General features: G+C 42.7%; 14 protein-coding genes and 2 pseudogenes. 3 read left to right on the forward strand and 13 right to left on the reverse strand.

Annotated features, from left to right (window positions below; all coding sequences use genetic code 11):
* Window positions 1-69 precede the first annotated feature (69 nt).
* Both AC6F33_RS14130 and AC6F33_RS14135 read right to left on the reverse strand, forming a co-directional pair.
* Window positions 70-813: an SDR family oxidoreductase gene (locus AC6F33_RS14130; protein WP_500777309.1), complete on the reverse strand. Its 744-nt coding sequence runs from the start codon at window positions 811-813 to the stop codon at window positions 70-72.
* A gap of 36 nt (window positions 814-849) precedes the next feature.
* Window positions 850-1,833 (reverse strand): aldo/keto reductase, encoded by a 984-nt coding sequence (locus tag AC6F33_RS14135; protein WP_500777310.1) that lies wholly within the window; start codon window positions 1,831-1,833, stop codon window positions 850-852.
* Window positions 1,834-2,042: 209 nt separating this feature from the next.
* Here AC6F33_RS14135 and AC6F33_RS14140 point away from each other — a divergent pair, with 209 nt between their 5' ends.
* The gene (locus AC6F33_RS14140) at window positions 2,043-2,462 is read left to right on the forward strand and encodes a MerR family transcriptional regulator (protein WP_500777311.1); all 420 of its coding nucleotides are present in this window, start codon (window positions 2,043-2,045) and stop codon (window positions 2,460-2,462) included.
* Between the two features lie 21 nt (window positions 2,463-2,483).
* Here AC6F33_RS14140 and AC6F33_RS14145 read toward each other — a convergent pair whose 3' ends face one another.
* Entirely contained in the window at window positions 2,484-2,711 is a 228-nt protein-coding gene (locus AC6F33_RS14145; RefSeq protein ID WP_500777312.1) for a hypothetical protein, read from the reverse strand.
* Between the two features lie 315 nt (window positions 2,712-3,026).
* On the opposite strand from AC6F33_RS14145, the gene AC6F33_RS14150 reads away from it, so the two are divergent.
* Both AC6F33_RS14150 and AC6F33_RS14155 read left to right on the forward strand, forming a co-directional pair.
* Entirely contained in the window at window positions 3,027-3,497 is a 471-nt protein-coding gene (locus tag AC6F33_RS14150) for an MATE family efflux transporter (RefSeq protein ID WP_500777313.1), read from the forward strand.
* A 41-nt stretch (window positions 3,498-3,538) separates the two neighbouring features.
* The gene (locus tag AC6F33_RS14155; protein WP_500777314.1) at window positions 3,539-4,423 is read left to right on the forward strand and encodes an MATE family efflux transporter; all 885 of its coding nucleotides are present in this window, start codon (window positions 3,539-3,541) and stop codon (window positions 4,421-4,423) included.
* 127 nt (window positions 4,424-4,550) lie between these two features.
* On the opposite strand, the gene AC6F33_RS14160 is transcribed toward AC6F33_RS14155, so the two are convergent.
* The 10 genes and pseudogenes from AC6F33_RS14160 to AC6F33_RS14205 all read right to left on the reverse strand — a co-directional run bounded on the left by AC6F33_RS14160 (window position 4,551) and on the right by AC6F33_RS14205 (window position 13,622).
* A complete protein-coding gene (locus tag AC6F33_RS14160) occupies window positions 4,551-4,805 on the reverse strand; it encodes a DnaA N-terminal domain-containing protein (protein WP_500777315.1) in 255 nt (84 codons plus the stop codon).
* Window positions 4,789-5,160, reverse strand: coding sequence for a hypothetical protein (locus AC6F33_RS14165; protein ID WP_500777316.1), 372 nt, complete (start codon window positions 5,158-5,160; stop codon window positions 4,789-4,791). Before AC6F33_RS14165 ends, AC6F33_RS14160 begins: the two co-directional genes overlap by 17 nt.
* 327 nt (window positions 5,161-5,487) lie before the next feature.
* On the reverse strand, window positions 5,488-5,856 hold the full coding sequence (locus AC6F33_RS14170; protein WP_500777317.1) for a calcium-binding protein: 369 nt from the start codon (window positions 5,854-5,856) through the stop codon (window positions 5,488-5,490).
* 49 nt (window positions 5,857-5,905) lie between these two features.
* A pseudogene (locus tag AC6F33_RS14175) lies at window positions 5,906-5,998 on the reverse strand (SEC-C metal-binding domain-containing protein); the annotation flags it as partial.
* Between the two features lie 84 nt (window positions 5,999-6,082).
* A pseudogene (locus AC6F33_RS14180) lies at window positions 6,083-6,802 on the reverse strand (DUF1186 domain-containing protein); the annotation flags it as partial.
* A gap of 473 nt (window positions 6,803-7,275) precedes the next feature.
* Window positions 7,276-9,768, reverse strand: coding sequence for an ABC transporter permease (locus AC6F33_RS14185; protein ID WP_500777318.1), 2,493 nt, complete (start codon window positions 9,766-9,768; stop codon window positions 7,276-7,278).
* Window positions 9,765-10,442 (reverse strand): ABC transporter ATP-binding protein, encoded by a 678-nt coding sequence (locus AC6F33_RS14190; protein WP_500777319.1) that lies wholly within the window; start codon window positions 10,440-10,442, stop codon window positions 9,765-9,767. Before AC6F33_RS14190 ends, AC6F33_RS14185 begins: the two co-directional genes overlap by 4 nt.
* A 108-nt stretch (window positions 10,443-10,550) precedes the next feature.
* Entirely contained in the window at window positions 10,551-11,471 is a 921-nt protein-coding gene (locus tag AC6F33_RS14195) for a sensor histidine kinase (protein ID WP_500777320.1), read from the reverse strand.
* A complete protein-coding gene (locus AC6F33_RS14200; protein WP_500777321.1) occupies window positions 11,471-12,148 on the reverse strand; it encodes a response regulator transcription factor in 678 nt (225 codons plus the stop codon). Before AC6F33_RS14200 ends, AC6F33_RS14195 begins: the two co-directional genes overlap by 1 nt.
* Before the next feature lie 583 nt (window positions 12,149-12,731).
* The gene (locus AC6F33_RS14205) at window positions 12,732-13,622 is read right to left on the reverse strand and encodes a DUF1186 domain-containing protein (RefSeq protein WP_500777322.1); all 891 of its coding nucleotides are present in this window, start codon (window positions 13,620-13,622) and stop codon (window positions 12,732-12,734) included.
* Window positions 13,623-13,846 lie beyond the last annotated feature (224 nt).

Below are 13,846 nucleotides of genomic sequence, written 5' to 3' on the forward strand. Positions count from 1 at the left end.
GAAAACACCCTCTCACGGTTGAAGTATGAAATCGAAATACGGTCGATGATAAAAACATGCATAATGCGATTAAATCGATTGCTTCGTCGGACGGATCAGCAACTCATTGATGGCAACAGTCTCCGGAGTACCGATCGCATAGGCAATAGCGTCAGCAATTTGTTCTGAGGTAAGTCCTAGTCCAGGTGTTCGCTGATTATTCTTTACCCATTCACTGGCTGTGGGATCATTAATCGTTGTATACAGTTCAGTATCTACAGCTCCAGGTGAAACAATGGTTGTCCGAATATTGTTTTCTCTTTCTTCTTGCCTTAGTCCCTCCATGATTGCGCGAATGGCAAACTTAGTCCCGCAATATACGGAAGACCCCGGATAAACAATGTGTCCAGCTACCGAATCAGTCGCAATAATATGACCGGATTGTTGCTGTTTCATGATTGGTAACACAGCGGCAATACCATTCAGAACTCCCATAATATTAATGTTAAGCATTTGTTGCCATTCATCACGACGAATCTCGCATAAATTAGCTGTTGGCATAATGCCCGCATTATTAAACATGACGTCAATATGCCCATACCTGTCTACCGCGAGCTTTGCTAGATTTTCTAGATCTTCCGGTTTGGTTACATCGGCAACGCTATAATCGATCTCAGCATCCGGTAAGGAATCAACAAATTGTTTTAAACGTTCCGCGCGGCGAGCACCGATCACTAACTTTGCACCTTCATTTGCTAAACGGCGGGCGGTAGCCTTACCAATACCGCTTGAAGCACCTGCAATAATAATTACTTTATTTTTCAATGATGTCATTTGATTTCCCCCCATTTCTCATTTGACTGGTTCATCTTAATGCCATTTACCAGTCAATACTTCCGTTCGATCCGTCGCAGGTGCCGGCGTTCGCGATAAATCGGCTATCTCAGCATACATTTCCTTATCCACCTTAAAATCAGCGGCGACAAGCGAATCTTCCAATTGTTCGAGATTCCGAGCGCCGATAATCGGTGCAGTAATAGCTGAATTAGCCTTGACCCAAGCAACGGCCAAGGTCGCTGGCGCTACATTGTGTTCCTTGGCATATGCGGTAAATCGATCAGCAGCCTCATAATTTTCTGCATCAGCATACCGGTCCGAATAGCGTGCTTCATCAATTAACCTGCCGCTGGTCGGATGCTTAGCAACACCATACTTCCCCGTCAACAGACCGCCGCCAAGCGGGCTATAGGCGATAACACCCATTTTTTCTGCTTGCGCCATTGGAAGAATCTCCACTTCTGCCTGCCGTTTAACAAGACTATACATCGGTTCGATTAATTCAAAGCGTCCGAGTAATTCTTTGGCTGCAATGCCCTGAGCTTTCATGATTTGCCATGCCGCCCAATTGCTGACACCGGCATGTAGAATCTTCCCCTGGGACTGCAGATCATCCAGAGCCCGTAGCGTTTCTTCAATGGCTGTCGTTTCATCAAAATCATGGACAATGTAAAAATCAATATAGTCCGTTTGCATTCTTCGCAGACTTGCTTCAACACCGCGCATGATATGTCGGCGTGAAAGACCTCGCGCATTGATAGCTTGACCGGTCGGCCAGAAAACTTTCGACGTAATAACCACTTCATCGCGTGAATCCTTAATTAAACTGCCTAAGATTTCTTCTGAACGACCACCGGCATAAACGTCGGCTGAATCAAAAAGGTTAATGCCTGCTTCACGACAGCGGTTAAACATGGCTTTGGAAGTTGCTTCATCCGCGGTACTGCCAAACGACATGGTCCCGAAGGCTAAGTTGGAAACTTTGATTCCCGTTCTACCAACCGTACGATACTCCATCTTCACGCACTCCTTTTGCTGATCTCTAAATCAAACACAGTATATTCCCTTCGAGTAGCTAGAATGCAAGCGGCAAGAAGGGGGTGATTATCCTTTTTAAATGTATAGCAATACTTGTGCTATACCTACTTTCGTGATACTATCCTTTTTAACAATGCCGATTAAGGTTAGTACATACTAACCCTAGCGTGTATAGGGAGGAAAATTCGATGTACTCCATACAAGAGGTCTCAAAGAAAGTGAATGTATCAACCTATAGCATTCGGTATTACGACGATCACGGCCTATTGCCGACAGTCAAACGTGATGAAAACAATAGTCGGGTATTTGATGACGTTGATATTGAATGGGTAGAAATTGTGACTTGCCTGCGAGCAACGGGAATGCCGCTCGCAAAAATCAAACACTATATTGAATTATGTCTCGAAGGTGCCCAAACGACTCCCGAACGTTATCGAATAATGTTAGAACAACAACGCGAAACGATGGCACAGGCTGAAAAAATTCAAGCTCACTTACGATTGATCAACAAAAAAGTCAACCACTATGCCAATATTTTGATTAACAACAAGCCTGATACACTCATGCCAAATAAGGCCTCAAAAAAAATATACACTCAGGACGACTAAGAAAAACTTGTGGATGCTTTTCTATACAATCCCTTGGTTTGTGTCGGATTGACCTGTAAAAAAGTGCGAGCATCGATTGCGAATATCGTCAATTTGATCAAGATCACGTTGCGGTCCCAGATCTTCTTTGTCTTGTCGTTGAACAAAGTGATCAAGCCGTGCATGCACTTTATTGATTGAGTTTGTATTCATCAATTGATGTCTTAATACATTCCAAGGTATTTTTTTCTGGTCACCAAGACTACACACGTCAAGAATCCCCCACCAATGGAACTACTTAAAAAAGTAGCAAAACCTTTCTTGCCTTATACACACCATGCCCGCCTTAATCAAAAAAGCGAAACGAATAGTTATCCTAATTAGAATGATGTAAATGGTCTTGATTATAATGAAGATTGGATCATGAACGCATCCCCATAGTTGAGCATTAAGGACACAGAAAGGCTCATTTCTTAAGCATTCTTTAGACCAACAATAACTTTTTATCTACTGTGAAAAAGAGCATGATCTTTCCTGCAAGCTGATGTATGATAATCTTACTGCTTAAATTGGGTCGTGTTCTTCATGTGGGATTTAACAACGGGAAGTCCGATAAAAAAAATAATCTTGTTCACGATTCCGCTTCTGATCGGGAATCTTTTTCAGCAGTTTTATAACGTGGCGGATACAATCGTTGTCGGTCGTACGATCAGTATCCATGCTTTAGCTGCTGTAGGCGCTACCGATAGTTTGTTTGCGCTGATTATTGGTTTCGCGCAGGGGATGACGGCAGGTCTGACCATTCTGACAGCGCGCCGCTACGGTGCCGGGGACATTCAGGGCGTCAAGTGCAGTTTTGCCGTTAATAGTTTAATCAGTATTGCCGTTTCTCTGCTTCTGACGTGCATCGGCGTTCTCTTTGCACGCCCGCTGCTCGAGCTAATGCAAACGCATTCTGACATCATCAATGATGCGCAAAAGTTTATTGTTGCCTGCTTCTGGGGAACCAGTGTTACCGTCCTATACAATCTTTTAATAATACATTACGCGCTTTAGGCAACAGCCGGGCACCGCTTATTTTTCTAGCACTTGCCTGCGTGGTCAACGTTGTTTTTGACTTCATTTTCATTCTGTTCTTTCATATGGGCGTCGCTGGTGCCGGATTCGCCTCGGTTGCGGCACAGGGGCTGCCCGCCATCTGGTGCCTGCAATTCATCAAGAAATTTGTACCTGAGCTCAAATTGTCCCGTGACCATTTCTTGCATATTCTCCGAGAGATCAAGCCGCATCTCCAACTTGGTCTGCCGATGGGATTTCAGGCATCGATCATTTCAATTGGCGCAATCATTGTTCAAGTCATGCTCAACACATTGGGCTCGAACGCCGTTGCTGCATATACGACGGCGGGTCGTATCGATTTTCTGGCAACACAGGTCTCACTGTCTTTTGGAATTACCATGGCCACCTTTGCGGCACAAAACTTGGGTGCCAAACATTATGCGCGTATTCGCCATGGCGTTCAACAGACGATGGTGCTTTCTTGCGCACTAAGTATTGCCATGGGGGCACTGATCATTGCCTATGCCGTTCCGCTCTGCCACCTATTTGTCGGAAATCAGCAGTCTGTTGTCATTCATTTGGCACAAACTTATTTTCTTTACAACAGCACGATGTACGCACTGCTTTCCTTACTGTTGATCATACGCTACACGCTGCAGGGACTCGGTTACAGCGTTTTGCCTACGCTTTCCGGAATCGTCGAACTGCTCATGCGTTCTTTTGCTGTTATTTTTCTAATTAAGCTCTTGGGATTCACGGGAGCGAGCCTTGCCAATCCGCTTGCGTGGGGCGGTGCATTGCTCCTGCTCATTGGCTCCTACATTTCTGTAAGTCGCAAACTCAACGCATTGGAAACAAGCCATGAAACCGATGACGTTCCGCGGCCACACGGGGTAGTGAATAACGTGAAAAATTCAATCTAATCCATTTTTTCGAAGCCTTCATCCCAATGAAAGGTTCACCTGCATTGCATTCCGTAAATTAAGATGCAGGCAACGATGGTCCTTAATAACCTTTTCACCCATTGATCACAAAGCGCAGACCTTTCGATTAATCCTTAATCAGCGCCACACGGGATTTATCAATCGTTTCGCTGGTTTGTTTGGAGAATCGGAAGGCAATCTTAACTTTATCATTTTCGGTTACCTGTTCTGCGGCCTTAAGAATTAAAGGAGCATAGTGAGTATACAGCCAATCCTTTGAAAAGTCGTTTGCACAATCAATAAAGAAAGTCTCGCCATCGTACTTTGCCGTCGTGTCTTTGAACCACGTCTCATACTGTGCGTGCTTAATTATCCCCCGCAATTAAGTTAAGCACTTGTTCCCACAGTTCCATCTGTCGGTGCTCGTTCGTATTATCCGCAAAACTAGAGTAGTACCGTATTACTTTTCCATTCTTTTCAGCATACTCAATTTCTTTTCTTGTCTGATTTCCTATATAGCCGCCAACGTCGATAACGAACAGTTCATCAGACATATCAATTTTCTTTAAATGCAAATCGCCAAGAAGTTCAACTTGTTCTTGTGTCAATTTAAAATCATCACTTTGTTCGAAGAAAGCCAAGCTAATGACGATGTTTCCTTGAAGTGTCAGAAATGCATTTACCCGTTCAAATTGATGCTTAAATTTTGTAGAGCCGCTTAAAGTGATGACACTCATGTATCGTCATCTCCTTAAGTACTTTGTAAAATGCATTGGAATACCTTCAATTCCGGCAAATCCGCCTAAGTTTGCATCTTTTCCCACAACAACCCTGCTTTTTGTTTTGTCGAGCGTCATGAAAACCAGGCACATCGGAAACCATACGAATTTCTGCTTTGGAATGCTTATTTTCATTCCGTGATCGCTACAAACAAAATCAGCGAAGTAGGGGCATTATTATCACTGATCTTCCCATGACACGCCCATATAAGTCGCATTAATAGCCTCCCCTATTTAAAAGTTGGTTTCTGACGTCTCGTCTCTTTAACTATATGGATCCTAAAATCATCTGTAATTCCAAAACCATGTATTGTAGTCATCAATCAAGGTGAAATTGGAATCTTTTGAACTCACCTCAAGATCACCCATCGGAATACAGATGTTCTTTCCATTAGTTTTAGCAGAACAAATGAGTCCATAAAAGTTATCAATCAACTCATCAATTCCTATAACTTGAACATCAATCGACTCCGCAGATAAAAAACCAGATTCATGTTCATAATTAGCTGAAAAGGGGAAAACAAGCTGTTTCTTCAAATAGTCTAAATATATTTCAAGTGTTTCGTCTGTAACCATAGGAAGATCGTCATCATCAACTTTTTTGTAAATAAAGTCTCCAAATATATCACTTAGTCTCTTCTCCCATGCTTCCATCTATTAACCCTCTTTCACCGAAATTATTTTCATCGTAGTGGGGTTTTCCTCACTTCCCACAGCATTTCTTATACTTCCGTCCGCTGCCGCAGGGGCAAGGATCATTACGTCCAATTTTGTCAACTTTAATTGGCTGATTCCTTGGCTCGAGATGATAGGCGCTCTCCCCTAATTCTTTTTCCCATGGAAGTTGTTCTCTCTTACCACCCTTATCAAAGCATGCCCACCAGTTCATTTCAGCAATTGAGTCCTCAATGAATTGATAGTGGAGGTTATTTCTACTTTTTTTAAGAGCTGCCTCCTTAGTGAGTTGTAACGTTTTTTCTACATCCTTCAAACCGATCACCATCGTATCTACGCATCCTTTCGCGTAAACACGTTTTATAGAATCATAGGTTTCTTGCGGATATAAGTCCGTGCAGCAGTTGACAATATGGGCAGTGAAATAGTAATGCTCGTCAGACAATTTTTCCGTGAGCAAGCTTTCAAGATACTTGACGATCTTTTCCCTCTCGATCTGTCCATTCAGAGCAAGGATGACCAGCGCGCTGAGACCTTGACCGCGTGCATACTCATCTAACTCTGTATTCTCGATCAGTTGCTGAAGCGTTTGAATGTCTCCATTATAAACGGAGGCCAGCATACGACTTGTTCCTTCGGTAAGTACGTCTCCTAGTATCAAATCAAGTTTATCATCCGGAAGATGCAGAATTTTCACTAATAATGGAAACAGCTCTTTAACTCGGAATTGCGATAACAGATATAATGCATAAATAAAATCGATTCGCTTCTCTTCATAGTCATCAGGATGATTAACAACTTCTTCGACGATCTCAATAAGAAACGGAATGGCCTCGTCTTTTCTTTCAATGATTTGTTGTAACTGGTCCTTCGGAAATGGTCCATTATAGTACTTAATCGACTCGATGATCTGTTTCATTTTCATGTTCCCTTCATATATGTTATGTATGAGCCAAAACAATCCTGGCACATGCCCTATATTTTCTAATATAATAGCATAAAAGTAGTTCTTAGTTGGATCAATAAAAGATGATCAAAAGTCTGATAGAAAATAGAAATAAAAAAAGCAGTCCAAGAATCGATTACCGTTTCTCGAACTCCCATCTATTCTTTGTTTTCTGATTATACCATTAACCTTATCATAAGTTACTGCTTGCGTGGTCATGCAAGAGAAGTGATGTCAATTTTGCAGAGTAAAAATCGTAACCTCTTGATAGCGAACAAGGCGGTAATGATTCGACAGTTAATCGAAACAAAGGCGATTTTAGATGAATTAGATCTTCTCAAGCATCTACACCACATAGCCATTAAAAAAGCTTTTTGGTTTGCGCATTCTGATCTTTAAACAGAAAAAAAGATTTGAGTATCGCATGTACCTTTTACATTCTGAACTTTTTATTACCCATCAATCCTTAGACATTCTACAACACTTTGTCTTCCTGTAAAGCGATAGGCAGCATAGGGAACCAAAGAAGCTAGCCCAAATAACAGCGGGAAGATGATTACCAGTGGCCAGAAATTAAATTCGAAGTTCAAAAACCAAATCTGATCACATAGTGGACGCACGATAAATTGGGAACTTCCAAGGCTTAACAACAAGGAAATTACCGCAGTAAATGTGGCATAATAGCATCCCTCTAGGCATAGCATTGCAACAAGCTGTTTTCTAGTCATGCCGATACTTTGCAGTATGGCCAGTTCTCTGCGGCGAATCAGAATACCGGTTAAAATGGTGTTGATAAAATTCAAAATACCAATGATTCCAATAATGAATGCTGCCGTGCCGCCAATCGATACGATGGTATTTTTAATATTCGTAACACCTGCTAAGGTCGTGAGTTTGGATTTATAGCTCATTGTTGGCTCAACTCGATTTGTATACTGCTTTAGAAACTGCTCCATCTCAGCTTCTTTATCATGCGTAGCATCAAAAACATAGCTCATGGCATAGGTATTGCCGGTAACTTTTTTATAAACAGCCCCCGGAAGAAAGAAGCAGGAGCCGACCCAGTCATAAGTATTTGCCTCGTTTGCGATAACATGGCCAAGTACCGTTACTTCATGAATCGTACCGTTATCATGCAATTTGACTTTATCTCCAATACGATGATTCATACTGTCCCTATCCATATGGCCGCGTGAATCTACCCAGACACCCTCTAAGATGTACTTCCCTGTTGCAAGTTTCTCTTTATCTAGTTCACCATCCACTAATTTCAGACGCGAAAATGGAAATTTATCCATCCCGTATATATGTGTGGAAAATGAACCGTCCTGCTGCTGATTGTAGGACTGCTTGGTGGTTTTGCTTGTGTATGTGGCTTTACAGCCGTATTGGCGACCACCTGTTTTAAATCCATCCTGTTTTTCTACAGCGCTGATAAAACTTTTGCTAAGCGCACTTTTTGCATTGACTTGATACTGAAAAAGTAGGCTCGCCTGACCGATACTAAAATCAGAAACACTGGCATTTTTAAGTGCATGCTCCGCATCCACGCTCTGCGAAAAATTGAAAACCGTATTGGTTAGCACGATGCTCAGCGAAAGACTTAGAATCACTAGAACAGTACGTTTCTTATTTCGCCCAAGATTGGCCCATGCCATCCTTTTTTGAGGGTTTCCATTTTTTGTCTTTTTCTTTCTTTTCTTACCGCCGCTTAAATCGGCATCTGTATAGCGAACAGCTTCGATTGGGGATACTTTTGCCGCCATTTTTGCTGGCTTTCTGGTGCTGATAAACACGGTAATTAGTGTAAATGCGGCGGCCACTACAAAGACAAGAGGATCAGGTGATACAAGTACCGCGTTCCCCTCGAAACTGGATTGCGCCAGCAGCGTCGGCAACCGAGCCTTGCCTACAAAAAAGCCACCACCGAGTCCCAATGGAATACCGATCAGCGAAAGCATCCATGCCTGTCGGCCAATGATCGCATAAAGTTGCCGTCCAGTAGTGCCGATGGTTTTCAGCAATCCATAAAAGTGCATATCGCGTAAAACGGAAATTTGAAAAATATTATAGATAATCATATAGCCTGTGAATACAAATAATAGTAAGGCACAGGAAAGTGCGACGACCGTTCCAACTCCTAATGTTGTCTGCTTCGACAAATACAGAGGATTAATTCCTGTATTTATATAGTTGGGTGCGTTCGTATCCATGGAAAATCCGCTGTCTGTCACTACCTTCTCCAGGTCTTTTTTAATGTTTTGTGTGCCTGCGAATTTTATAATTCCGGAGATGGTTCCGGTTTCTGACCGATCCTTGCGGTAGGTGCTTTTCAATTCATCCAAATGAGCGTTCACATAAGCCCGGGAGGCAAGAATCGTGCCCGTCTGCACACCAGGGTAACTCTTCCACCAACCGGCAAGCACGAAATCACGCGTAACTTTTTTATTGTGGACGGTGAAGTCTAATTTTATAGGAGCGCCTAGTTTTTGTGGAACACCCAGCAGTTTTAGCGTCGTCGTATCGGTGATTATCTCGTTTTCTGCTTGCGGCTTATCTCCACTCGTAGGCTCAACAAACGCATCGTTCATCCCGAGATCATCATAATACCAAAACTCTGTATGCCGTTTGATAAGGGAGTCATTATCCACGCTGTCAGCAAGTTTGCGACAATAGGCAATTTCTTTTATCAGAGAATGGTTGCTTATGGTGCGATACTCTGATTCGGTCATATCGTTTACACGGGCTTGTCCGTCACCTCCGGACAGAATCATATTGGCACGCTGCATACTTTTCATCATGCCAGATCCCATCGTTAACAGACTAGTAAATAAAAGCGCAGTTAGGGCAATAGCAATCACGGCGATGATGTTGCGTGTTTTTGCAGCGTGAAAGCTCCTAACTGCCAATTTGCGGATTACTTTTCTGTTTCCTACTCGAATCATATCCCATCACCACCTGCAATTCTTCCATCCTCAATGCGAATGATACAGTCTGCAAGCTGTGCGAGTTCCTCATTGTGGGTAATCATGACAATAGTTTGGCTTAATTTTTTCCCGGTCACCTTCAAAAGTCCGATCACATCCTGACTGGTTCTGCTATCCAGGTTTCCAGTAGGCTCATCCGCGAGGACAATGGCGGGTTTTGTGGCTAATGCCCTTGCGATGGCGACCCGCTGCTGCTCTCCTCCGGAAAGTTGGTTTGGCAAGCATTGCCGTTTACTTTCAAGGCCCAGTGTCTGTATGATATCTGTCACATAGCTTTTATCTGGTTTGTTGCCGTCTAGCTGGATGGGTAAGATAATGTTCTCATAGACATTCAGCACTGGAACAAGATTGAAGCTTTGGAACACAAAACCAATCTTCCGGCGTCGGAAAATTGTTAGTTCTTCCTCTTTCAAGGTAAAGATTTCTTTGCCGTCAACCACCACAGTTCCGCTGGTCGGGCAGTCCAGACCTCCAAGCATATGGAGCAGAGTAGATTTTCCACTGCCCGAAGTTCCCACAACAGCCACAAACTCGCCTTTTTCGATTTGCAAATCCACTCCGTCTAACGCATGAACGGCCGCTCGGCCGCTTCCATAAACTTTTTTTAATTGTTTTGCTTCTAATATAGTCATGGTAGCTTCCTCCATAAGAAAAGTCTGTATCACATTCTTACGTGATACAGACATGATAACCAAACAATCTTTCCACGTTCTTTCAGAAATCTAACAACTTTGAAAGATTTATCTTTTCTCAGCCGGAAGAAAAATAGAAAAGGTAGAGCCATGTTCCGGTGCTCCGGAAACCTTGATGTACCCGCCACCGTTTTTAAGAATTTCCCGAGTCAGAAATAAGCCAAGCCCTACACCTTCCTGCCCACTGACATTAGAGGAACGATAAAAACGAGAGAATATTCTTCCTTGCTCCTTCTCCGCAATGCCAATGCCTTGGTCGACGACATCAATCCGAAAAAACAAATTATAGGGTATGGCACAGACTTTAATGGTACTTTGGCGAGGGGAATATTTTACTGCGTTGTCGAGGACATTATAAATCGCTTCAACGGTCCATTTGGAATCATAATAGGCTGTGCCATTCATCAATTCAGTTTCAATGGCAATCTCCTTTTCTTCCGCTTTGGGACGGATTTGGATAATAACGGCATCAAGCAGCGTTTGCACGGTGCCCATTTGCGGATTGACTGTAATAATTCCGCTTTCCAGACGAGAGACCTTCACTAGGGCTACCATTAGAAAATCCAGTTTTTCGGCCTGGGTAGACAGAGCTTTTACACAGATGGCACTGTCCTCTGGCAGTTTATGCTCCAAAAGAATCTGTGAATAAAGCAGGATATTGGCAACGGGCGTCTTGGTTTGATGGGATATGTCGGAGATCAGTCGCTTGATATTCTCTTTTTCCGCGATCAAATTTTTTGAGGATACCGCGCAAGATGATAAAAAGCGAGCCATTTTCGCTTCCACGGCGGACAAAGCGGATTCATCAAAAGTGTTTACGGTAAAACTGCCGTCCATGACACTGTCTAGCATAGTAATCAAGGAGTTCATGATTCGTTGCATCCTTCTACGGTATAAAAAAATAGTTGGAATGACGGCAACCATCACGGTGACTGCGGCAATCCCGATTATTAAACTCCACTTGTCCATTATATCGCCGCCCAGGTATAGCCAATGCCGTATATGGTTTTAATATATGCAGGTAAGGATGGTGTGTCCTCCAGCTTATCACGCAAACGCTTGACCGTAACTGAGAGGGCGTTTTCATCCACATACTGAACGCCATCTGTCCAAATGGCGTCCACCAACTGCGATCTTGTCAGGGCATGTCCTCTATTTTCAATCAAAATACGAAGCAGCTTTTGTTCCGTTTTGCTCAATTCAATGGGAACGCTGTTTTTAAAAAACTCCATTTTTGCAAAGGAGAACTGAAAGCCACTAATCCGTATTGGATCGACAAGGACAGGCGCGGCGCTTCGGAGCCTGGCACCTACTCTTGCCCTCAGGATCATCAGGCTGAATGGCTTGGTAATATAATCGTCCGCCCCCAGTTCAAGACCGGTGACCACATCCGTTTCCAGATCGTTGGCAGTGAGGATGATTACCGGAACGGCAGAGTGCATGCGTAGTTCCATCAGAAAATCCAGTCCATTACCATCTGGCAGATTGACGTCTAGAATGATGAGATCAAAGGCCGTGTTTTCGGACTCCAGTCGTGCTGAGCGCATATCCCGTGCTTCCACAAAGGTAAATTCACTGTCTTTTAAGGCGAGCGCTATGCCGGTCGCTAAGGACAAATCATCTTCAATAATCAATATTCGTTTCATTTACCGGCTGTCCTCCCTTGGCTAATTGTCTTTATATCGTCCATCTTTAGGTTTTTCCGTCTCTTTGGGAATGAGCCACATGCGGCTAAACCGTAATTTGCTTGTCGTCTCGAATTTTGTCATTCTCGTTAGTTTATCGGTTTTGTTTTGCCGTACCATAATGAGTACCTCTGCCATGTAAAAATGTCATTTCGTCCGGTTATCGCATTTTCTTAATGTTCAAATGCTTTAAGCATTACTCAATGATGGTAATCATGACATCTCAATTTCACATTAGAATTTTTCGGAGTCTACATTTAATTGATTAATAAAAGCACTTGTTGCTTAAAATGCAGTCCAGCGCTTATTGTTAATTCTATAATACTCCCGAATATTACTGACTGGATAGTCAAAATAAAAAAGCCAAAAAAGACCAACGGACCTTCGTTGATCTTTTTTTACGTGATTATATAGAGTTCCGCATATACCCTCTGCTGTTATGAGGGGAGTGTAAAAACGTTAATTAATAAATGTCACAGTGATTATCCGTAATGTAAGGTTTGATCACTGATTTCACATGTTCTCCTCACAGTGGGGTTTCCCCTCACTTCCCGCAGCATTTCTTATACTTCCGTCCACTGCCGCAGGGACAAGGATCATTACGGCCAATTTTGTCCACTTTAATTGGCTGATTACTTGATTCGAGTTGATATGCGTCCTCCTCTAACTCATCTTCCCATAGAAACTGCTCGTCCTTCTCATCCTTATCAAAACATGCCCACCAGTTCATTTCAGCAATCGAATCCTCAATGAATTTAAAATAGGGATTGTTTCTATATTTATTAAGTGTTTCTTCTTTGGTAGACTCTAGCGCTCGTTCTACAGTCTTCAAACCGATCACCATCGTATCTACGCAGCCCTTTGCGTAAACACGTTTTATAGAATCGTAGGATTCTTGCGGATACAGGTCCGTGCAACAGCTGACAAGATGGGCATTAAAATAATAATGCTCATCAGACAATTTTTCCGTGAGCAAGTCTTCAAAATAGGTGACGATCCTTTCCCTTTCAATTTTTCCATTTAGGGCAAGGATGACCAGTGCACTGAGACCCTGACCGCGCGCGAACTCATCCAGCTCTGTATTTTCGATCAGTTGTTGAAGCGTTTCAAGGTCTCCATTATAAACGGTTGCCAGCATGCGGCCTGTGCCCTCAGTCAATGTGTCTCCTAGTAACAAATCAAGTTTATCCTCTGGAAAATGCAGGATTTTAACTAATAAAGGAAATAATTCTTTGACCCGAAATTGCGATAACAGATATAATGCGTAAAGATGATCTATTCGCTCCTCATCATAGTCATCAGGATGATGAACAACTTCTTCGACGATCTCAAGAAGAAACGGAATAGCCTCGTCTTTTCTTTTAATAATTTGCTGCAGCTGATCCTTCGGAAATGTTCCATTATTGTATTTGATTGATTCGATTATCTGTTTCATTTGCTCATAATCCTTTCATTTATGTATCTGATGAAACAATAGAGATAAAAAAACCGGCCAAAAAGTGCCCGGTCCTTACTTCCTAAGCATGCGGTAGTCTTCGCGTTGCCGAAGCATTCTGGTCCTTCATTAAATAACGAGTGACGAGTAAAAAAATAAGCGGAGATTTTCCGGTTAATTGCATCATCGAGCTTGTTTCGCCGGTAAATAAGGGTAATTTTTCC

Source organism: Sporolactobacillus sp. BBK16-2, assembly GCF_059878335.1.